Genomic DNA, 21,430 nt, shown 5'->3' on the forward strand with positions numbered 1-21,430 from the left:
TTCAGTTAGAGGAGGGGTAGGATTGGTAAAAGCTGTATTATTTGATGTCGATGGTGTATTTTTAGATGAATCTCGCTGTTTTGATGTTTCGGCATTGACAGTCTATGAATTACTTTATCATTCTTCATATTTAGGGTTAAATGAACGCAACACAGATTTGAGTCAATTGACGGATGAAACAATAGCGAACATTAGAACTCAAATATTTAAGAATGATCAAATTCTTAATCAATTAAAATCACTTGGTATTAACTCAAACTGGGATATGTTATTTGTCGTTTTTTCAATTCATCTTATCGACTATCTTAAACAATTAGCGCCAAAAGAAAGGGAAGCATTTTTGCAAAGTGAGACATGGACTGCTGATGCATTATGTGCTGTTGGGAAGATAAAGCCAGATTTCCACATTTCTTTTGAACAACCATTGGCATTTATTGAAAATGTTGAGCCTGGTAAAAATCATATTTATGAAGCTTTACAAAGTCATGCGAAAGAACAACTTAATACAAATCAAACGTCTCTTTTTGATATGAAAAGTCCATTGTGGCATTTGGCACAAGAGCTTTATCAAGAATGGTATTTAGGTCATGAATTATATGAAAAAGTCGAGCATAAAGTGCCTAAAACACAATATAAAAAAGGATACATATATCACGAAATTGCACTCGCACCTATTGAGCCGATTAAAACATTATTAACAGATTTAAAACAAGCAGGTTATCTCATTGCAATTGCAACGGGAAGACCACGTACAGAAACGATTGTTCCTTTTGAGGCACTTGGCTTGTTAGATTTATTTGATCCACAACATATTGTTTCGGCAAGCGAAGTTTTAGAAGCGGAAAAAATGTTCCCTGATTTAAAACCACTTGGAAAGCCTAACCCTTTTAGTTATATCGCTACATATGAAGGGAATCAGCTTGAAAATTATTTTGATTATGCAACAGAACAAGAAGGACGTATGCATCCAGACTATGTCACAATCGTAGGTGATTCCTTAGCGGATTTATTGAGTGCTAAAGTGCTTAACGCAAGATTTATAGGGACATTAACTGGCTTAAAAGGCCAAAAGGCAGCAGATGAACTCAAGCAACATGGGGCAGAGATACTTGTTGACAATGTCCTTGATATACGACCATATTTATTAACATCATCACATTAATAATCAATGCTTAAAATACGATATAAGTTGATTGAAGAGACGATAAAAAAGATTAATTAAATGATCGCAAGAACCAAGAACGAGTCAGGATAGCTTCTCCTGATTCGTTTTTTTGCCCTATGACTATCAAGTTAATTTGAGAAGTTTATAGTGCATATGAAAGGAGGGATTGGGCCATTAATCCCAACGTAAAAAGTGCTAAGATGACTATCAACAGAAAATCGTCTTAACACTTCTTTTTTATAAGACCGCGTATTGTATGACTTCGCTTAATTATGCCTCATTCTTCGCGTAGTGGTTGTCTGACTTTACATACGCTCAAGTTCGCATTTGCGACGTTGAGTCAACATAGATTTAAGACTTTATACCCATTGCAAGTATGTGCATTGAGGCAAGGGTATCAAAAACTTTATGTCCAGAATGCCCCATATTTTGTTTTTAAGAATCATATTAATTGGAAGGATCTAAAATAACTTGAACTACATTTTGAAAGCCATCAATTTCTAATAAGGCTTTACGGACATCATCATTAATCGGATGGTCAATAGAAAGAATCATCATCGCGTCACCACCGAGTTGAGTACGTCCTAAATGCATAGAAGCGATATTGACGCCATGTTCGCCTAGTATTTGACCTGTTTTACCAACGATGCCTGGACGGTCAAAGTGATTAATAATTAATTGATATTGTTCAGGCTTAAAGTCAACAGGATAGTCATTAATGCGCACAATTCTTGGACCAAAACCATTTAAAACTGTGGCACCAATTTTTAAACTATCCGCTTTATTGATTAATTCAAGCTCAATATAATTGCTAAATCCTTTTTTCTTTTTCGTCTTTTCAATCGTATAAGTAACGTTTTGTTCATTAAGTAAAACTAAAGCGTTTATCAAGTTAACATGATCACCCATATCTTGTTGTAAAACCCCAGTGACAAGATTTCGAGTGATGAGACTCGTATCGTCTAATGCGATATCACCGGCGTATGTTATTTTAAGTGTTCTTGGTGCTTTAGGTAATATTTGAATACCGACTTGACCTGTAATTTTAGCAAGTTCTACAAAAGGTTTTAACTCTTCATCTTCATTAAAGACGCCTTTAGGTGCATTAACTGCATGTTTGACATTCCCATTTTTCAAAATGTCGATAATCTCTTCCGCGACAGAGACGGCAACTTTTTCTTGGGCTTCGATTGTCGACGCACCTAAATGAGGTGTCACAATAATTTTTGGATGTTTCACAACTGCGGATTGATGCGCAGGTTCACTTTCGAAAACATCAAGCGCTGCTGCTGTAATTTTATTGTCATCTAATGCTTCAATCAAAGCTTTCTCATCAATGATGCCCCCACGCGCAACATTAATAATTTGCAGGTTCGGTTTTGCTTGATTAAAGAAAGATTGATTAATAATACCTTTTGTTTTTTCTGTAAGGGGCGTATGTACAGTAATAAAGTCAGCATGCTGCGCGATTTCGTCAATTGATGCGCGTGTAAATTCAAGTTCTTTTGCTTTTTCTTCACTTAAGTAAGGATCATAAGCCAAAACTTTCATACCGAAACTTTGCAATCGTTTCGCAACACCCGTTCCAATGCGCCCTGTTCCAATGACACCGAGTGTTTTTCGATACAATTCTGTTCCTCTGAATGTTTTTCTATCCCACGTCCCATGACTCAATGACTGATGGGCTTGAGGGATATTTCGCGCCATACTTAACAACATTGCAACTGAGTGTTCAGTAGCGGATATCGTGTTACCGTCAGGTGCATTGATAACAATAATACCTTCTTTTGTAGCAGTATCGATATCAATATTATCAACACCTACACCAGCACGAGCGACTACTTTTAATCTAGAGCCAGCCTTTAATACCCCGGCTGATACTGTTGTTTGACTACGCACGATTAAAGCATCGTAATCTTTGATTTCATTTATCAATGCTTCTTCAGTTAATGCGGTCTGATGTATCACTTCAAATTCTGGGTCCTCATTTAAACTTTTAAGACCTTCTTCTGCGATTGGATCTGCGACTAAAACTTTATATTTCATTATGAACAACCTCCAAAAATGCTTGTGTTGCTATACCGATATAAGATTGATTTCGGTATTTTGTTAAAATCATTTCTAACCCTGCAATAAAAGGTAATAAATCGAAAGGTGAGATGAAGCCCATATGCCCGACTCTCAAAATTTTTCCTTTTAGATGGCCTTGACCTCCAGCAATTGTAATATTAAACTGTGATTCTAATTGTGATTTAATGTGCTTCACTTCTGCTTCATCTTTAGGTACAAAAGCAGTAACGGTTGGTGACGCATATTGATCTTCAACCAAAAGAGGTAAATCCAATTTTTTTAATGCTGCGCATACAGCATCTCTAATTGTTGAATGACGGCGAATGACGTTGACAAAACCTTCTTCAGATATCATTTTTTGAAATTCGATGACCCCTCTAAATGTCGAAACATTAGGCGTAAAAGGTGTGGAATGTTTTTCGAGAGCATTGTGATGCTTGGCTAAATCCAAATAAAAGCGTGGCGTTTTTACTGATTTGAAGCGTTCCAATGCGCGATCGTTGTATGCAACAAAAGCAATGCCGGGTGGCAACATTAACGCTTTTTGGCTTCCTGAAACGAGGACATCAATATCGTCGCGTGTTAAATCAACATCGACTGCACCAATACAGCTCACACCATCAACAACATAGTATATATTTGGATCGTGTGCTTTAAGGGCATGGCCGAGTTCAGCAACAGGGTGTAATACAGCGGTAGAGGTTTCGCAATATTGTGTAAAAACGGCATTCACAGGTGTCTCTATATTTTTAATAAATTCGATGACACCATCGACTTCAAAAGATTTTCCCCATTCGACTTCATAGACGTGAACATGATTAAAATAAGTTTCAGCAATTTGTTTGTAACGGTTACCAAATGCGCCCGAAACAATGATAACTACTGTATCATCTGGATTTACAATATTTAACATGCTTGCTTCAAGTGCACTTGTACCGCTTGAAGTTAAAATCATAACGTCATTTGTGCTTCCGAATACTTGTTTAAGTGACGAAAATGCTGCTTCAGCGATTGTTTCAAATTCAGTTGACCGGTGACCGACCATAGGTAAGTTCATTTGTGCTTGGATACGTTGGGGTACTGGGGTAGGACCGGGTGTTAAAAGTAAAGAATGATGTGTATACATAGAGAACCTCCCTTAATAATATTTTTTAATTTTATCAAATTTTCTGACATATTAACAGGTATCAATACAAAATTTTGGATTTGTTGGTGCTGAAAGGGGATGTGGAATGAGATCGAATGGAAGCTCTTACCGCATCCCGACAAGGATAAATGCGGTTTTGGAAAATATAGATAAAATAGTTGTAATACATTATCTAATCGCACCGTTGTATAACTTATTTATTATTTTGATTTCTTAATTAGATGGTTAGAATTTGAAGATGACTGAGAAGATTGAATTTTAATTATTGGTTCAGTTTCAACCGCAACGTTACCTCTTACACTATTTGAAATCATACAATTTTGATCTGCAATTTTAATCAATTGAGACAACCGTTTTTCTATTTGATCCTTCTTGGATAGTTGGTCAACAATAATTTCAGGTTTATGTATGATTTTGACCATTTTAAATCGTTGTTGTTCAAATTGTGCTTCACCGTAACTCTGCATATTAATTGCTATCGGTGTTAGATGCGCACGCTCTAAAGTTGCAGCTAAAGAAATTGTCATACAACTTGCGGCTGCACTGACTAAAAGCTCATCAGGATTTGTGCCAATACCGACACCTCCAAGTTCACTTGGGATAGAAATCTTATGTTGGATATGATTTCCTGTTACTTCTCCAACACTATCGCGTCCACCAGTCCACTTCACTTGAACTGGAAATTGATGATGTGCCAAATGTCTCACTCCTTATAAAAATATGTTAAGTTAAGTGTAGTAGAATATAGATAGAATTGAAAGGAAGACTCATTGTATGAAATTGATTCAACCACCCAAACATTTTCAAATCGTAGCGCACAGAGGTTTTTCAAAAATGTACCCTGAAAATACGAAATCAGCATATCAAGCTGCACTTGGCAGACATATTCAAATGTTAGAAATTGATTTGCATATGACAAAAGATGATGTGCTCGTCTCTATTCATGATGATACGATTGATCGTACATCGGATCATACGGGTGAAATTAAATCCTATACTTTAGATGCATTACGAGAATTTGACTTTGGAAGTTGGAAAGCGGGGAGTAAGAAAGAAGAAATAATGACGTTTGATGAGGTTTTGACACTCGCTAAAAATTTTTCGAAAACGTTGTTGATTGAAATTAAAAAGCCTCATCTCTATCCAGGTATTGAAGAGGCAATCGTGCAAACCATTAAAAAACATAATTTTCCTTTTAATCGTATTATCATACAGTCTTTTGATCAGAAAAGTATTCAAAAATTGCATGACTTAGCGCCTTACATTCAATTAGGCGTGTTATTAAGTAAAAGAAAGTATTGGTTAAAACAACCAGCATTTCAAGAGCTTGCTCAATTTGCAGATTTTGCGAATCCTAACTTCAAATTGGTGAATAAAAAATTTATCTCAAAAGCGCATCAACATCACTTAAAGGTTATACCGTACACTGTTAATCGTATGGAAGATGCAAAGAGATTGATACAGCTTGGTGTTGATGGGATAATTTCTGATGCACCTAATGAGTTATTTAAAGTATAAGTATGCTTATAGATAAAAAGGAGCAGAAGAGTGACAGCGGTCGAGTGGACTTCTGTTGCTCTCCTGCTCCTTTTAATCATGGATAAAGTGAAAATGTCGGTCGTTACTGTTTTTTTGTTAGACGTTCATATGCGCCTAAAGCAACCGCAAGATCAAAGTATGCGGCACCGACACATTTAAAAACAGTGATACTCTCATCATTTGAGCGTTGCAATGTACCATTAAGTGACAATGATTTTAAATCACCATCATAATCTTCAAATTTAAAAATACCTTTTTCATTTGCTTCGATGATTTCACCTGCTTCTTTTTTAACGCCTTCGACATCATCAAAAATGACTTTATCTGCTTTAGGTAAGATACGATTATCAATTTCTTTCATATCTGGACGATATGAGCCGATGCCATTAATATGTGTCCCCGGTTTAACAGTATCCGCATCAAAAACAGGCTCAGCTGAAGAGGTTTGACAATTGATAATATCAGATTGTGTTACTAACGTTTCCACATCATCAACGATTTCAACTTCATAATCTGAATACGTTTTCAAAATACGTGCTTTTAAATCTTCTGCTTTATCTTTGGATTGATTATAAAGCAAAATACGTTGAATGGGTCTTACTTCAAGATTTGCAATTAATTGTTCAAAAGCCATGCCGCCTGTACCAATCATGCCAATCGTCTGTGCATTTTCTTGACTTAAATATTGTGTGGCAATACCACTTAACGCGCCCGTTCTTAAGCGTGTTAAATAACTTCCATCGATACTCGCAACATGTTCACCCGTTTTTAAATCCGTTACAATGATTGTCCCTTGTGTCGTTGGACGATCATGGTCTGGATTTTCAGGTGTAATAGAAGTAATTTTAATAATACCTAGTTGTCTGTTCAAGTGGATACAAGGCATATAGAGCATTGATTTCGCACCTTCACCTGTAGGAATTACAATTCTTTGTGCTTGACGAACGCCCTCCATATCTTTAAATAATGCCTCAATATCTTGAATCGCATCTCCAATATGATAAGCATTTTTAACTGCTTCCTCATTAAAAACTTGCATAAATCGTACCTCCTCAGTTTATGTTTCTATCTCAAAGTATAAAATAAAGAAGAAACGATGTGAAATAATAAAAGCGATACAGTTGATGAGTGCGTGTATAGGAAAATAACAAATTTATGTCTCTTTTTACGAAAATTTAATTGACCAAAATTTTGGAACAGAAGAGGGGACAAACCATGATTTTAAAAGGTTCTTCATTTTTTATGGTGGGATGACATAAGTCATCCTGCTTTTTTGTACAAAAATAGCGCAAATGCCTCTATAATTTTAAGTGACTAAACCAAAAATAAAGGAGACATATTGCGCCTATGTGTAATGATATATTAAAGATAATAATATTAAAATCACTAAAGTTAAAGAAGATGTAGTTATTAGAGGTAAGAAATCTAACGTCATCTTTGGTACCCTTTCATACAAGCCTATGACTTGTCCTCACTGTTATCATACGAATCCAAACCGAATACACAAATACGGAAAACGTTTATCGCGAATTACTTTTTTAAGATTCCAAGAGATAGCAGTGTATTTAAATCTGTTAAAACAACGTTTTAAATGTATGGTTTGTGGTCGGACTTTTACTTCTAAAACAAATGTTGTTGAGGATAACTGTTTTATCTCAAACCATGTTCAGAAAGCCATTATAGATAAAGCAACACAAGTTCGCTCAGAAACTGATATCGCAAGTGATTGTAACGTTTCTGCATCTTCTGTAAAACGTGTGATTCATAAAGTAAGCAATGCCACTTTTCAATAGTGAAATTGCTTAAATAGATTGCGTACCGAGTCGAGACTCCCGAGGCATAGAGCCGAAACCGAAAATCCATTTTGGCTTCTTATGAGCTACAATAAAAGCCAAAATTAGTTGAGGTAAGGCGCCTGGGAAAGCGAGACTCGAAGAAGCAATCGGAAGTTTGCGACTTAATTATTATAGACACATAACCACCATATAAAGTGTACAGCCTTTTAAAATAAGGGACCACTCAACGAAGTGTTGATGAAGAGATGTCTGAGGGAACTGGACGAGCTGAAGCTTACAGGCTGGGGCATGCACCTTGGAAGGAGAAGTCATAATTGTCGTCTCAAGCTCTGAATAAAAAAACACCAAGTATGAATTCATACTTGGTGTCATATAAGCTAACGATTAACGTGAGTAGTACTCAACGATTAATTGCTCGTTGATTTCTGCAGGTAATTCGCTACGCTCTGGAAGACGAACGAAAGTACCTTTTAAGCTATCAGCATCAAAGTCTAAGTAATCAGGTACGAAATTGTTAATTTCAACTGATTCTTCGATGATAGCTAATTTTTGTGATTTTTCACGTACTGAAATCACTTGACCAGGTTTTAAAGTATATGATGGGATATCTACACGTTTACCATCTACTTCAACATGACCGTGACAAACTAATTGACGTGCTTGACGACGTGTACGTGCTAAACCTAAAGAATATACAACTGCATCTAAACGGCTAGCAAGTAAGATCATGAAGTTTTCACCATGGATACCGCCTTGTTTACCAGCAGTTTCAAAAGTGTTACGGAATTGACGTTCAGTCATTCCATATAAGTAACGTAATTTTTGTTTTTCACGTAATTGTAATCCATACTCAGATAATTTTTTACGTTGAGTTGGACCGTGTTGTCCTGGTGCGTAAGGACGTTTTTCTAATTCTTTACCAGTACCTGATAATGAGATACCTAAACGACGAGATTTTTTCCAGCTAGAACCTCTGAATCGAGCCATAATGTGACTCCTCCTTTTTCTTTTTTGTTGTTATGAAAAAACAAAAAAGAGTGTTGAATGCTCAATAGGATATAATGTTTTATGTGTCCTCGCCTCATAGCTCCGGTTACACGGCACGTCCGCTTCGGGAACATTATAGTGCCTATTAATATACAACTGCTATTTTCGTTAATTCACACAAAATTCATTGTACCATTTTGATAGGAAATGTCAAACATAAAATTAAATCAATTTACAAGTGTGATTCTAAGACGTGAACGATGTTTTCAAGTCCTGCTTCATCATCTGCACTAAAACGATTTTGGATAGGGGCGTCAATATCTAACACGCCGACAACTTCACCATTTTTATGTAATGGAATAACTATTTCTGATTGGCTATTCGCATCACATGCTATGTGTCCTGGAAAAGCATGAACATCTTCAACGCGTTGTGTTTTACCTTCTTGTACAGCTGTGCCACAAACTCCTTGTCCCACTTGTATATGAACGCATGCTGTTTTCCCTTGAAATGGTCCAAGAATCAGCGCACCTTCTTTCATTAAATAAAAACCAACCCAGTTAATTTGGTCTAAATTTTCATTGAGTAAAGCCGAAGTATTACTTAAATTGGCAATTAAATCCGTTTCTCCTTCTAGAAGCGCATCCAATTGTCTAGCTAACAATTGATAATCAGTAGACTGTGTCATTTTTTTCACTCGCTTTCAATCAAATTTTATCAATATTATAGCTATCTCAATGCGAGTGCGCAATTTTCTAATACGATTAAAATAAAAATTTGGAAAATGTCTATATATTTTGAGATTTTATTTTAATGCGCCATGAAATTACGTTATAATGGTTTTATGTATTTAGGAGGAGACGAGTGGACATGGCACTATATATTATACTAGCGATTATCATCATTATTTTGACTGCAATCGGAATCTTATTTTATATGCGTTCAAATAAAAGATCGATTATTCAGTCTGCTGAAGAGCGACGCGAAAAATTGAATGCATTGTCTTATGACGAAAGTTTAGAAAAATTACAGACATTACATTTATCTGGGGAGACTAAAACACAGTTTGACGCTTTAAACCAAAATTGGACAGAAAGTTCGACTGAATTTTTAGTTCCTGTAGATGAAAAGATTCATGAAGCGGAAGTTAATCTTGATAAATTCAAATTTTCATTGGCTCAAACTGATATCGATGATGCCCATGCATTAATGGATCAATATGAAGCGAGACATCAGGAGTTAATCGGAAAAGCAGACAAAGTTTTTCAAACACATCAGGAAAGCGATACCATTTATGAGAAAGCAAAAGATGAGCATCGCAAATTAAAAAGAGATGTTTTAGCCAATCGTCATCAATATGGTGAAGCAGCAGGACTATTAGAAAAAGAAATTGAAGCGTTTGAACCTGAATTTGAAGTTTATGAATCGCTTAAAGAAGAAGGCAATTATCAAGAAGCGCATTCGCATATTAAAGCATTAGATCAAGATATTTCTTATTTAAAAGAAGATATGGCTGAAATTCCTGATTTAATCAGAGAAGCACAAAAAGAGTTGCCAGGACAATTTCAAGATCTTAAATATGGTGTACGTGATTTAAAAGTAGAAGGTTATGACTTAGATCATGTGAAGGTGGACAGCACACTCCAAAGTTTGAAAACTGAGCTGAGCTTTGTCGAACCTATGATAAGCCGTCTAGAACTTGATGAAGCCAATGATAAACTCGTTGAAATCAACGACCAACTTGATGAAATGTATGACTTAATCGAGCATGAAGTTAAATCAAAAAATGCAGTTGAAGAATCAAAAGAACGTATTACAAGCGATTTATTTCATGCTAAAGATATGAACTATACATTACAAACTGAAATAGAATATGTGCGCGAAAACTATTACATAAATGAGAGCGATGTTCAAAGTGTTCGCCAATTTGAAAATGAAATTCAAAATTTAATTTCAGTTTACGATGAGATTTTATCAGAAATGGCTAAATCAGCAGTGAGATATAGTGAAGTACAAGATAACTTAAAATATATCGAAGATCACGTTGAGGTCATTAATGAAAAACAAGAAAAGTTACAAAATCACTTAGTTTCATTACGTGAAGATGAGGCGGAAGCAGAAGAGCATATTTTACGTGTACAAGGTAAAAAGGAAGAAATCTATCGACGATTACTTGCTTCTAACCTCACAAGTGTTCCAGAACGCTTTATCATTTTGAAAAATGAAATTGATTACGAAGTGAGAGATGTAAATAAACGCTTTAGTGAGCGCCCAATTAATGTTCAACAGTTAAAAGACAAAGTGAATAAAGTCGTTCTTCAAATGAATAAATTTGAAGATGAGGCGAATGACGTATTAATCAACGCTGTCTATGCTGAACGTTTAATTCAATATGGTAACCGTTATCGAAAAGATAATCACGATTTAGATAAAAGTCTTAATGAAGCAGAAAGACTCTTTAAAAATAATCGTTATAAACGTTCAAGTGAAATTTCTGAACAAGCGCTTGAATTGTTAGAACCAGGTATCGCGCAACATATTGAAAGAGAAGTTTTAGAGCAACAACCTTAAAATGTAATCAAACAATAGGGTTTAAAACCGAGTGAACGATTTAAAATAGGTTCACTCGGTTTTTTTGAGTGCAGGACTTGACCTTAATCAATAAATTTTAGAAAATAGCGATTGTATTTTACATGTAACGGTTGAGTTGTAGTACAATGAAACATGATATTTAAAGAGAGGGAGTTTATAACATGTTATATTTTGATAACGCAGCAACGACGAAACCCGATGCTTCTGTGTTGTCGAGCTTTGTTAAGGTCAATGAACAATTTTACTTCAATCCCAATAGTCCTCACGATAAAGGTTTAGAGGCCGGTCGTTTATTAGAAAATGCGAGAGAACAAATTAAAGCGTCTTTACAGTTGAAAAATGAAGTACTCATTTTTACAAGTGGTGCGACTGAATCTAATAATATGGCACTCAAAGGCGCTGCTTACCAAAAAAGAGCGTTTGGCAATACGATTATTACTTCAGTGCTCGAACATCCTTCCGTATTAGAAGTGATGCGTGAACTTGAAAAAGAAGGGTTTAATTTAAAGTATGTCAAAGTGACTGGGGAAGGTAAAATCAATATTGATCATTTGAAATCTTTACTTTCTAATGACGTCATTTTGGTTACATGTATGCAAGTCAATAACATCATGGGACAAGTGCAACCGATCAAAGAAATAATAGATGCTTTAACAGATTATCCAAAAGTTCATTTTCACGTCGATGCTGTTCAAGCAGTAGGAAAGTATCCTATTCAAATGGAAGGGATTGATAGCCTCTCTATTAGTGGTCACAAGTTTAACGGACTTAAAGGACAAGGGCTCCTTGTATTAAAGAATGTTCATCACATCTATCCAACAATACAGGGTGGTGGGCAAGAATTTGGTTTGAGAAGCGGTACTGTCAATGTGGCAAATAATGTTGCTTTAGCTAAGGCTATTCGGTTAGCTATTGAAAAACAACAAGACACAATGCAATCACTTGAAAGCGTGAATCAATCATTAAGAGATTGGTTAAAAGATTATGAGGGTGTCTATATTAATTCACCTCATGATGCATCTCCTCATATATTGAATTTAGCTTTTCCAGGTGTACGTGGAGAAGTACTCGTGAACGCATTTTCTAAGCATGGTGTCATGATTTCAACGACAAGTGCTTGCTCTTCTAAACATTCAAACATCAACGAAGTATTGCAAGCGATGAATATTTCTGTTGATCGTATTTTAGGAAGTATTCGTCTGTCTTTTGATCAACATACACGTGATGAAGACATTGAGCAATTTAAATCTATTTTTGATCTGGTATATCGGGAAGTTAAGGAGTTGTTAAAATGATTTATGATCATATTTTAGTCAGATATGGCGAATTAACATTAAAAGGAGGAAATCGAAAAACATTCGTAAGCCAATTACGTTCAAATGTAAAACGTGCGCTCATGCCGTTACAAGGGTATGACGTTAAAGCGAATCGTGACCGGATGTATATACAATTAGAACCGAATGCAGATATAGAAGAAATGATGTCACGAATTTCTAAAGTGTTCGGTGTCCATTCGATCAGCCCTGTTTTAAAAATTGAAAAATCAATGGATACGGTTTATCAGCATGCGAAGCTTTTTGCAGAAAGTTATCAAGAAGGCGACACATTCAAAATTGATGTGAAACGCTCTGATAAAACGTTCGAACATGAAACGTTTGCAATTCAACGTATGGTAGGTGGTGCAGTACTCAAAAGTGCACCGCAATTAAAAGTGGATGTAAGAAACCCGAAGCATGAAATTAAGATAGAAGTCAGAAAAGATGCCATCTATATGTATGATCGCATTATCCCCGCTATTGGCGGTCTTCCTGTAGGCACAGGTGGAAAAACTTTACTAATGTTATCGGGAGGTATTGATTCTCCAGTTGCAGGTATGGAAGTGATGCGACGTGGTGTCACAATTGAAGCAATTCATTTCCATAGTCCGCCTTTTACAAGTGAAAAAGCGAAAGAAAAAGTTATTGAATTGACAAGAATTATGGCTGAAAGGGTAGGTACGATTAAATTGCATATCGTGCCATTTACAGAGGTACAAAAACAAATTCATAAAGTCGTAAATGAACGCTATACGATGACTTCTACACGCAGAATGATGTTAAGAATTGCAGATAAAGTCGTTCATAACATTGGTGCAGATGCGATAGTCAATGGTGAAAATTTAGGCCAAGTGGCGAGCCAAACACTCAAAAGTATGTATGCCATTAACGCGGTAACAAACACACCGATATTGAGACCTTTGCTCACTTTAGACAAAGAAGAAATTATTAAAAAAGCGAAAGCAATCGGTACATTTGAGACTTCAATTCAACCTTACGAAGATTGCTGTACGATTTTTACGCCTAAAAATCCGATTACAGAGCCACAATTTGATAAAGTGGTTCAATATGAATCAGGATTTGATTTTGAAGATATGATCAATAAAGCTGTTGAAAACATTGAGACAATCGTTGTCGATAAAAATTACAATGCATATCAAGCAGAACAAGAAGCATGGGATGGCGATTTGTTCTAGTAATTAAGGGGGCTTGACGATGATATTCGAAGTGGATGGGACATTGATTTTAATTGTGATTTTATTAGGGTTTTTGGCTGCATTTATTGATGCTGTGGTCGGTGGTGGGGGCTTGATTTCAATCCCTGCCTTGTTAGCCATTGGTATGCCACCAGCCATGGCCCTTGGAACTAACAAACTGGCGAGCGCATTTGGTTCTTTGACCAGTGCGATTCGCTTTATTCGTTCTGGAAAAGTAGATTTAAATATTGTACTTAAATTATTTCCTCTTTCATTTATTGCGGCCATTATTGGCGCATGCCTCGCTGTGTTTTTACCAGCAAATTTGCTCAAACCTTTAGTAATTTTCATTTTAACGGTTGTTTTATTGTACACACTTTTAAAAAAAGATTGGGGCAGTATTCGGACATACGAAACGCTAACGCCCTTCAAAGTTCTGCTATTGATTGGTTTGATTACAATTATCGGTTTTTATGATGGATTTTTAGGAGGCGGAACAGGCTCCTTCTTATTATTTGTATTTTTATTATTTGGTTTTGATTTCTTAAGTGCAGCAGGCAATGCTAAAGTATTAAATTTTGCATCCAATTTAGGCGCATTATTGCTCTTTATATTTCTTGACCGTGTAGATTATGTTTATGGCTTGATTATGGCGATAAGTATGATTGCGGGTTCATATTGTGGTGCATGGTTTGCTATTAAAAAAGGTGTAGGCTATGTCAAAGTCTTATTTATTGTGATCACGCTCGTTTTAATCTTAAAAAATGCATTCGATTATTTTCAGAGATATTTATAACAGTGAACACGTTCATCAATAAAGTAAAAATGTGAAGAGAAAGTAAAGGTTTTAACAAAAATTCAGCATTACAAATAATCATTTTAAGAAATATCGCGAAAAAAACTTATATTTGTTATGATGAACGTAACCTAAAGGAAAGGACGTCAAAAATGTCGAAAAGAATTATTGCAATAATTTTAGCGAGTGTCATCATAATAGGAGGAATTCTTACCAGTGCATTGACCTCAATTGTTTCTTCTTTTTTTAATGGAGAAGTAAATATTAATGCTGAAGCCCCAAGTACAGTTGTACAAGAAGGCGACAAGTCAAATCAAATTGCAGAAATTACAGTCAATGGTGCAATACAAGATACAGGTGCACCCAGCTTATTTGGTGGCGGCGGTGAGTATAATCACCAAGTAGCTTTAAATCAACTTGAAACAATTAAAAATGATGATTCAATAAAAGGTGTATTGTTAAATGTGAACAGCCCAGGTGGCGGTACATACGAAAGTGATGAGTTTTATCATAAATTGAAAGCAGTTAAAGATGCGGGTAAAAAGATTTACGTACAAATGGAAACTTTAGCAGCTTCTGGTGGTTATTATATTTCGGCACCAGCAGATAAAATTTATGCAGGACCTCAAACATTGACAGGATCTATTGGTGTAATTTCTGAGTCAAAAGATTATTCAAAATTATTGGATGATCTAGGTATTAAGACCAATACGATTAAATCAGGTGCACATAAAGATATTTTAAGTGGCTCTCGTAAAATGACAGATGAAGAGAGACAAATTCTTCAGTCAATTAATAAAGATAGTTTTGATCAATTTGTTGATGTTGTTAAAAAAGGGCGTCACATGTCAGAAGCGAAAGTGAGAAAGCTCGCTGATGGTCGTATTTATAGTGCACAACAAGCAAAAGCAAATGGTCTAATAGATCAAATTGCGTATAAAGATCAAACGTTAAAAGACTTAGAGAAAGCCATTAAAGCAGATGATCCACAAATCATCACTTTTGATCAAAACTCAAGTGATTTAACAAGTTTTCTAGGTATGAAATCATTTGTGAATGGTTTACGCTCAGATGTTCAAAATATCAAACAAATCTTGAACAATGAAGCTCAAACGAGACCGATGTATAAATATGAAGGGTAGGTCGTATGATGGACAGATCAATACAGCAAAACTATAATCCTTCGCAACCAAACTATCATGATATGAATAGTCAGCAGTTTCAACATGGCAATCAACGTGCTAAAAAAACGATAGAACAATATCAATATGAATTAAACGCCTTCTTTTATGCAGGGTTTTGGAGACGTTTCATCAGTTATTTGATAGATTTAGGAATATTGTGGGGGATAACACAAATTGTCCTCAATCCACTCTATGCACTGACGGGTATCGATGAATGGAAATTATGGATTGACTATTTTAGTGTAGGTCATATTTTGGATGCATTGATATACTTTGGTTACTTCGTCTTAATGACCTATTTCTTTCAACAAACAGTTGGAAAGATGATTATGGGGCTAAAAGTATATACGGTCGATATTCATCAACCTAATTGGACGGATGTTCTTTTTAGAGAATGGATTGGTAGACTGATTTCAAATGTCTTGTTCGGTTTGCCTTATCTTGCGGTGATATTTACACCGAAGCATATCGGTATACATGATTACTTTGCCAATACGGTGGTCGTAAAGAATAAATATCTTCATTACATTAAAGAAAATGAAGGTGTCTGACGTGATAACATCATAGCAAGACGATATAATAAAAAAGTAATCTTTTAAGGAGGCACAATAAATGACACAAATTACATTTAAACAAAATCCTATTCAATTATTAGGTAAAGAGGTTAACGTAGGCGATCAGGCACCAGATTTTACTGTCGTTGATAACAGTTTACAAGGTGTGTCTCTCTCTCAATATGATGGGAAGAAAAAAATGATTAATGTCGTACCATCTCTTGACACAGGTGTTTGTGATCAACAAACACGTAAATTTAACGAAGAAGCAAGCACAGAAGACGGTTATGTTTTAACAATTTCGGTTGACTTGCCGTTTGCACAACAAAGATGGTGTGCATCGACGGGCTTAGATAATGTGATTACATTAAGTGATTACCAAAACCATTCATTTGGTGAAAATTATGGTTTAATCATGGAAGGTTTACAATTACTAGCACGCTCTGTGTTTGTTTTAGATGAAAACAATAAAGTGGTTTATAAAGAAATTGTACCTGAAGGCACAGATTTTCCGAATTTCGAAGCGGCACTTGAAGCTTATCGAAACGTTTAAACTGGTATTATTAGGGCAATCATAGTCATTATTGGGGGAGATGAAGAAGTCCCAATTGTATGGATAGACTTCTGATTCGTCCCCTGTTTTTGTGAAAGGATGATTTGATGACAGAATCAAAATCGATAATGGAAAAATTGTTCCAACAAATCGATGAATTGACGCAACAATTAAATGAAGAAAATGGTCAAAGCTTTATCGAAAATTTAGGTTTAGCGATGGAACGTATTTATACATCGCAACGCGAATTGTTAGAGCAAGCGACATTACAAGATAGAAGAAAAGCTTTTCAATTTGCATACTTAAATCAGTTGCAAAAAGAAGAAGTTCAAGCGAATCATCAGATTACGCCTGACTCTATTGGATTGATTTTAGGTTTCTTAGTTTCTCAATTTCAACAAGACCAGTCCGAGTTGCACATTGCTGATTTAGGTAGCGGTGCAGGTCATCTAAGTGCGACAATTCATGAGGTGATGACGGATTATACATTGATGCATCATCTTGTTGAAGTAGACCCCGTGCTTTCAAGAGTCAGTGTGCACCTGGCTAACTTCCTAGAAATTCCTTTTGATGTATATCCACAAGATGCAATTATGCCTTTACCTTTTGAAGATGCAGATGTTGTTGTAGGAGATTTGCCTATTGGTTATTATCCGAATGATAGTCGAAGCGAACAGTTACAGTTAGGCTTTGAAGAGGGACACAGTTTCTCACATTATCTATTTATTGAGCAAGCGGTTCACGCGGTTAAGCCATCAGGATACGTTTTCTTAGTTGTGCCAAGCCTAATTTTTGAAGGCGAGCATGTGAAACAGTTAGAAAATTTCATTGCAACAGAAACAGAAATGCAAGCGTTTCTTAATTTACCAAAGAATTTATTCAAAAATGAGCGTGCGCAAAAATCAATCTTAATTTTACAACGTAAGGAACAACACGTCACAACGCCTGCAGAAGTTTTACTCGCAAATATTCCAGATTTTAAAAATCCACAAAATTTTCAACAATTTTTATCTGAACTAACGGCTTGGTTGTCACAAAATCACCCTAAAAATTAAGCTGTTGCACTCTTGAAATCAAACTGTATTAATGGTTAAATAGATTTAAATAAATTAAAAATATTGGAGGCCGTTTACATGTCAAAGTTAATTTTGGCGATTAACGCTGGTAGCTCATCATTGAAATTTCAATTAATTGAAATGCCAGAAGAAAAACTTATCACAAAAGGTTTAATCGAGCGTATTGGTTTAAAAGATTCAATTTTTACCATTGAATTCAATGGCGAAAAATTTAAAGAGGTAGAAGATATTAAAGACCATGAACAAGCTGTTAACATTATGTTAGAAAGCTTACAAAAACATGGTATCATCAATGATATTAATGACATTGACGGTACAGGTCATCGTGTGGTTCATGGTGGAGAAGTTTTCCCTCAATCAGCGCTTGTTAATGACCAAGTTGTAAGTGATATTGAAAGCTTAACAGATTTGGCACCACTTCATAATCCAGCGAATTTAATGGGTATTTTAGCTTTTAGAAAGCTTTTACCAAATATTCCGCATGTGGCTGTGTTTGATACATCTTTCCATCAAACAATGCCTGAATCTGCGTACCTTTATAGTTTACCTTATGATTACTATAAAAAATATGGTATTCGTAAATATGGCTTCCACGGTACAAGTCACAAATATGTATCACAACGTGCAGCAGAAATTTTAAATAAACCTGTTGAAGAATTGCGCATCATTTCATGTCACATTGGTAACGGTGCTTCAATTGCTGCGATTGATGGTGGAAAATCAATTGATACCTCAATGGGATTCACGCCATTAGCAGGTGTGACAATGGGAACACGTTCAGGTAATATCGACCCAGCACTTATTCCATTCATCATGGAAAAAACAGGTAAAACTGCAGATGAAGTATTAAATATTTTAAATAAAGAGTCTGGTTTATTAGGTATTACAGGCACTTCTTCTGATTTACGTGATATTGAAGGTGATGCAAAAGAAGGCAACGAACGTGCAGAACTTGCATTAGAAGTATTCGCTTCACGTATCCATAAATACATGGGATCATATGCGACACGTATGCATGGCGTTGATGTAATTATCTTCACTGCTGGTGTGGGTGAAAACTCTGATACAGTACGTGCGCGTGTATTAGAAGGATTAGAATTTATGGGCGTTTATTGGGATCCTCGTAAAAACGAAGGATTACGTGGTAAAGAAGCTGAATTAAACTACCCACATTCACCGGTTAAAGTGTTAGTGATTCCAACGAATGAAGAAGTAATGATTGCACGAGATGTAATGACTTTTGGTGAGTTAGCTTAATTTGTTGGAAAAATTAGTTTACATCGTATAAGCGACTTAAGTTATAAAGAATTCAAACTATGAAATCACATAATAAGGATGACGTAAGGGTTCGTGAAACGTGTTTAGTCACGCGCGTCATCTGATTGAGGTAGAACTGAAATCAAAACGATTTTAGCTCTACCTTTTCTGTTTTAGGAGAGGGGGGCGAAGAGGTTTTTGAATGCATTTAATTATTAAAATAAAACAGTGAGCGACTATTAATTCGCTCACTGCATAAAAGATGTGCTCTAAAAATATGACATCTTTAAATATAATTCACTTTATTAAGATTAGGTTTAAATGCTAAAGTCTTTCAAAAATTCTTCAGTCGCAACTTTTGGTTCAAAGTTTTCTGGGATTTGTTCAGTACGAACGACAAGTACGTCACAAGTTGCATGGCGAACAATCGCTTCAGATACTGAGCCGACAATAAAGCGTTCAACAGCATTAAGCCCTGAAGTCCCACACATGACTAAGTCTACGCCTGATTCGTCTTCACTTGCTAACTTAGGAATAATTGATTTTGGAGATCCGAATTCTAAACGTGTTTCAACATTATGAACCCCTTCATCTTCGGCAACTTGACGGTAGCCGTCCAATAATTTTTCGGCAAATGATTTTGATTTTTCAGTAAAATGTGAATCATATACTTCAAATGATGTGTAAGTTCTAGAATCAATGACATTCACTACTGTTAACTTTGCATCGTTACGTTTTGCAACGGCAAGTGCTTTATTGAACGCCCATTCTGCTTCATGAGAACCATCAACAGCAATCAAAATATTTTTGTACATAAACATAGCGAAAACCCCTTTCTTATTTCACTTTTATTATATCATAAAATTTTGCAAATGAATCGGATTTTAAATGTGTTGATTTTACAAAAATTTAATGATTGCGCTTACATAATGTATGCGTTATCATGAGTTTGGAGGTGCAAGGAGTATGAGAATTGGAATTCCAAGAGAAATTAAAAATAATGAAAATCGTGTAGGTTTATCACCAAGCGGTGTGCACGCTTTAGTTGAGGCAGGACATGAAGTCCTTGTAGAAACACGTGCCGGTGAGGGGTCTTATTTCGAGGATATTGACTACGTTCAAGCGGGGGCTGAAATCAGCGATAGTCAATCACAAGTTTGGGACGTAGATATGGTCATTAAAGTAAAGGAACCATTATCAGAGGAATATGCTTATTTTAAAGAAGGTCTCATTCTGTTTACTTATCTTCATTTAGCGAATGAACCAGAATTAACTCAAGCACTCATCGATAAAAAAGTGGTAGCCATTGCATATGAAACAGTGCAATTAGCTGATCGAACATTACCACTTCTTACACCAATGAGTGAGGTTGCAGGACGGATGTCGACTCAAATAGGGGCGCAATTTTTACAACGTTTTAACGGTGGCATGGGTATTTTATTAGGGGGTATCCCCGGTGTACAAAAAGGTAAGGTAACAATTATTGGTGGGGGCCAAGCAGGGACTAATGCTGCAAGAATCGCGTTAGGTCTTGGCGCAGATGTTACCATCCTTGATGTAAATCCAAAACGTTTACAAGAGCTTGAAGATTTATTTGATGGTCGTGTTCAAACCATCATGTCTAATCCATTAAATATCGAGGCACATGTTATCGAAAGTGACTTAGTGATTGGTGCTGTCTTAATTCCAGGAGCAAAAGCACCTAAGTTAGTTACTGAAGCGATGATTAAAAAGATGAAACCTGGCTCAGTTGTTGTTGACATTGCCATTGATCAAGGTGGTATTTTTGAAACGACAGATCGTATCACAACGCATGATAATCCAACTTATATTAAACATGATGTTGTCCATTATGCTGTCGCAAATATGCCAGGTGCAGTACCACGTACATCGACAATTGGCTTAAACAACGCGACCTTACCGTATGCGTTGCAGCTTGCGAATAAAGGTTATCAACGTGCACTCATAGAGAATGAACCACTCTCACATGGATTGAATGTGTTTGCTGGCCAAATTACAAATAAAGCTGTTGCTGATGCATTTAATTACAGTTATACGTCTGTAAGTGATGCATTAAAAGAGACAGTATAATATTTGATAAAGTAAGAAGCGGAACAGCGATTTAATCGATGCTGTTCCGCTTCCTTATTTGTATGAATCTTTCCACTTAGGTTTTTGTTTAATAATTTATTTGCTTTAACA

20 protein-coding genes are annotated in these 21,430 nt (G+C 35.8%); 13 read left to right on the forward strand and 7 right to left on the reverse strand.

Features of this window, described 5'->3' with window-relative positions; translation table 11 throughout:
- The first annotated feature begins 22 nt into the window (after positions 1-22).
- On the forward strand, positions 23-1,162 hold the full coding sequence (locus MUA40_RS05260; protein WP_016425349.1) for an HAD family hydrolase: 1,140 nt from the start codon (positions 23-25) through the stop codon (positions 1,160-1,162).
- A gap of 450 nt (positions 1,163-1,612) precedes the next feature.
- Here the strand turns inward: MUA40_RS05260 and serA are convergent, their stop codons facing one another.
- The 3 genes from serA to MUA40_RS05275 form a co-directional block, all read right to left on the reverse strand.
- Entirely contained in the window at positions 1,613-3,211 is a 1,599-nt protein-coding gene (gene serA / locus MUA40_RS05265) for a phosphoglycerate dehydrogenase (RefSeq protein WP_194369310.1), read from the reverse strand.
- Positions 3,201-4,361 carry a pyridoxal-phosphate-dependent aminotransferase family protein gene (locus tag MUA40_RS05270; RefSeq protein ID WP_167732992.1) on the reverse strand — a complete coding sequence of 387 codons (1,161 nt, stop codon included), beginning with the start codon at positions 4,359-4,361 and terminating at the stop codon, positions 3,201-3,203. Before MUA40_RS05270 ends, serA begins: the two co-directional genes overlap by 11 nt.
- Before the next feature lie 221 nt (positions 4,362-4,582).
- A complete protein-coding gene (locus tag MUA40_RS05275) occupies positions 4,583-5,080 on the reverse strand; it encodes an SACOL1771 family peroxiredoxin (RefSeq protein ID WP_167732993.1) in 498 nt (165 codons plus the stop codon).
- Between the two features lie 76 nt (positions 5,081-5,156).
- Here MUA40_RS05275 and MUA40_RS05280 point away from each other — a divergent pair, with 76 nt between their 5' ends.
- On the forward strand, positions 5,157-5,900 hold the full coding sequence (locus MUA40_RS05280; RefSeq protein WP_155976456.1) for a glycerophosphodiester phosphodiesterase: 744 nt from the start codon (positions 5,157-5,159) through the stop codon (positions 5,898-5,900).
- 103 nt (positions 5,901-6,003) lie between these two features.
- On the opposite strand, the gene MUA40_RS05285 is transcribed toward MUA40_RS05280, so the two are convergent.
- Positions 6,004-6,960 (reverse strand): ornithine cyclodeaminase family protein, encoded by a 957-nt coding sequence (locus MUA40_RS05285; RefSeq protein ID WP_016425344.1) that lies wholly within the window; start codon positions 6,958-6,960, stop codon positions 6,004-6,006.
- A gap of 421 nt (positions 6,961-7,381) precedes the next feature.
- Between MUA40_RS05285 and MUA40_RS05290 the strand changes: the two genes are divergently transcribed.
- The gene (locus MUA40_RS05290) at positions 7,382-7,714 is read left to right on the forward strand and encodes a transposase family protein (protein ID WP_167733123.1); all 333 of its coding nucleotides are present in this window, start codon (positions 7,382-7,384) and stop codon (positions 7,712-7,714) included.
- 387 nt (positions 7,715-8,101) lie between these two features.
- Here MUA40_RS05290 and rpsD read toward each other — a convergent pair whose 3' ends face one another.
- Both rpsD and MUA40_RS05300 read right to left on the reverse strand, forming a co-directional pair.
- On the reverse strand, positions 8,102-8,704 hold the full coding sequence (gene rpsD / locus MUA40_RS05295; protein WP_262569986.1) for a 30S ribosomal protein S4: 603 nt from the start codon (positions 8,702-8,704) through the stop codon (positions 8,102-8,104).
- Between the two features lie 232 nt (positions 8,705-8,936).
- A complete protein-coding gene (locus MUA40_RS05300) occupies positions 8,937-9,392 on the reverse strand; it encodes a GAF domain-containing protein (protein ID WP_016425341.1) in 456 nt (151 codons plus the stop codon).
- 182 nt (positions 9,393-9,574) lie between these two features.
- On the opposite strand from MUA40_RS05300, the gene ezrA reads away from it, so the two are divergent.
- The 9 genes from ezrA to MUA40_RS05345 all read left to right on the forward strand — a co-directional run bounded on the left by ezrA (position 9,575) and on the right by MUA40_RS05345 (position 19,228).
- Positions 9,575-11,275: a septation ring formation regulator EzrA gene (gene ezrA, locus MUA40_RS05305; protein ID WP_194513704.1), complete on the forward strand. Its 1,701-nt coding sequence runs from the start codon at positions 9,575-9,577 to the stop codon at positions 11,273-11,275.
- Between the two features lie 182 nt (positions 11,276-11,457).
- A complete protein-coding gene (locus MUA40_RS05310; RefSeq protein ID WP_016425339.1) occupies positions 11,458-12,591 on the forward strand; it encodes a cysteine desulfurase family protein in 1,134 nt (377 codons plus the stop codon).
- The gene (gene thiI, locus MUA40_RS05315; protein WP_126496542.1) at positions 12,588-13,808 is read left to right on the forward strand and encodes a tRNA uracil 4-sulfurtransferase ThiI; all 1,221 of its coding nucleotides are present in this window, start codon (positions 12,588-12,590) and stop codon (positions 13,806-13,808) included. The genes MUA40_RS05310 and thiI overlap by 4 nt, the downstream gene beginning before the upstream one ends.
- Positions 13,809-13,827: 19 nt before the next feature.
- Positions 13,828-14,604, forward strand: a complete 777-nt coding sequence (locus MUA40_RS05320) for a sulfite exporter TauE/SafE family protein (RefSeq protein ID WP_016425337.1) — start codon at positions 13,828-13,830, stop codon at positions 14,602-14,604.
- 152 nt (positions 14,605-14,756) lie between these two features.
- Positions 14,757-15,746 carry a signal peptide peptidase SppA gene (gene sppA / locus MUA40_RS05325; protein WP_167732788.1) on the forward strand — a complete coding sequence of 330 codons (990 nt, stop codon included), beginning with the start codon at positions 14,757-14,759 and terminating at the stop codon, positions 15,744-15,746.
- 8 nt (positions 15,747-15,754) lie between these two features.
- Positions 15,755-16,339 carry an RDD family protein gene (locus MUA40_RS05330; RefSeq protein WP_016425335.1) on the forward strand — a complete coding sequence of 195 codons (585 nt, stop codon included), beginning with the start codon at positions 15,755-15,757 and terminating at the stop codon, positions 16,337-16,339.
- A gap of 61 nt (positions 16,340-16,400) precedes the next feature.
- Entirely contained in the window at positions 16,401-16,895 is a 495-nt protein-coding gene (gene tpx / locus MUA40_RS05335) for a thiol peroxidase (protein WP_016425334.1), read from the forward strand.
- Between the two features lie 107 nt (positions 16,896-17,002).
- The gene (locus MUA40_RS05340) at positions 17,003-17,950 is read left to right on the forward strand and encodes a class I SAM-dependent methyltransferase (RefSeq protein ID WP_016425333.1); all 948 of its coding nucleotides are present in this window, start codon (positions 17,003-17,005) and stop codon (positions 17,948-17,950) included.
- A gap of 78 nt (positions 17,951-18,028) precedes the next feature.
- Positions 18,029-19,228 (forward strand): acetate kinase, encoded by a 1,200-nt coding sequence (locus MUA40_RS05345; protein WP_167732789.1) that lies wholly within the window; start codon positions 18,029-18,031, stop codon positions 19,226-19,228.
- A gap of 317 nt (positions 19,229-19,545) precedes the next feature.
- On the opposite strand, the gene MUA40_RS05350 is transcribed toward MUA40_RS05345, so the two are convergent.
- Entirely contained in the window at positions 19,546-20,049 is a 504-nt protein-coding gene (locus tag MUA40_RS05350; protein WP_016425331.1) for a universal stress protein, read from the reverse strand.
- A gap of 145 nt (positions 20,050-20,194) precedes the next feature.
- Between MUA40_RS05350 and ald the strand changes: the two genes are divergently transcribed.
- Positions 20,195-21,319, forward strand: coding sequence for an alanine dehydrogenase (gene ald, locus MUA40_RS05355; RefSeq protein WP_016425330.1), 1,125 nt, complete (start codon positions 20,195-20,197; stop codon positions 21,317-21,319).
- Positions 21,320-21,430: the final 111 nt, after the last annotated feature.

Origin of the sequence: Staphylococcus schleiferi, assembly GCF_025558325.1 — a bacterium.
GTDB classification, from domain to species: Bacteria; Bacillota; Bacilli; order Staphylococcales; family Staphylococcaceae; genus Staphylococcus; species Staphylococcus schleiferi.

Coding starts and splice junctions, on each gene's coding strand:
- MUA40_RS05285 (WP_016425344.1), bottom strand. CDS start 6,960: ATGCAAGTTTTTAATGAGGAAGCAGTTAAAAATGCTTATCATATTGGA.
- MUA40_RS05340 (WP_016425333.1), top strand. CDS start 17,003: ATGACAGAATCAAAATCGATAATGGAAAAATTGTTCCAACAAATCGAT.
- thiI (WP_126496542.1), top strand. CDS start 12,588: ATGATTTATGATCATATTTTAGTCAGATATGGCGAATTAACATTAAAA.
- MUA40_RS05290 (WP_167733123.1), top strand. CDS start 7,382: ATGACTTGTCCTCACTGTTATCATACGAATCCAAACCGAATACACAAA.
- ald (WP_016425330.1), top strand. CDS start 20,195: ATGAGAATTGGAATTCCAAGAGAAATTAAAAATAATGAAAATCGTGTA.
- MUA40_RS05345 (WP_167732789.1), top strand. CDS start 18,029: ATGTCAAAGTTAATTTTGGCGATTAACGCTGGTAGCTCATCATTGAAA.
- MUA40_RS05280 (WP_155976456.1), top strand. CDS start 5,157: ATGAAATTGATTCAACCACCCAAACATTTTCAAATCGTAGCGCACAGA.
- sppA (WP_167732788.1), top strand. CDS start 14,757: ATGTCGAAAAGAATTATTGCAATAATTTTAGCGAGTGTCATCATAATA.
- ezrA (WP_194513704.1), top strand. CDS start 9,575: ATGGCACTATATATTATACTAGCGATTATCATCATTATTTTGACTGCA.
- tpx (WP_016425334.1), top strand. CDS start 16,401: ATGACACAAATTACATTTAAACAAAATCCTATTCAATTATTAGGTAAA.
- MUA40_RS05330 (WP_016425335.1), top strand. CDS start 15,755: ATGGACAGATCAATACAGCAAAACTATAATCCTTCGCAACCAAACTAT.
- MUA40_RS05300 (WP_016425341.1), bottom strand. CDS start 9,392: ATGACACAGTCTACTGATTATCAATTGTTAGCTAGACAATTGGATGCG.
- serA (WP_194369310.1), bottom strand. CDS start 3,211: ATGAAATATAAAGTTTTAGTCGCAGATCCAATCGCAGAAGAAGGTCTT.
- rpsD (WP_262569986.1), bottom strand. CDS start 8,704: ATGGCTCGATTCAGAGGTTCTAGCTGGAAAAAATCTCGTCGTTTAGGT.
- MUA40_RS05350 (WP_016425331.1), bottom strand. CDS start 20,049: ATGTTTATGTACAAAAATATTTTGATTGCTGTTGATGGTTCTCATGAA.
- MUA40_RS05270 (WP_167732992.1), bottom strand. CDS start 4,361: ATGTATACACATCATTCTTTACTTTTAACACCCGGTCCTACCCCAGTA.
- MUA40_RS05320 (WP_016425337.1), top strand. CDS start 13,828: ATGATATTCGAAGTGGATGGGACATTGATTTTAATTGTGATTTTATTA.
- MUA40_RS05310 (WP_016425339.1), top strand. CDS start 11,458: ATGTTATATTTTGATAACGCAGCAACGACGAAACCCGATGCTTCTGTG.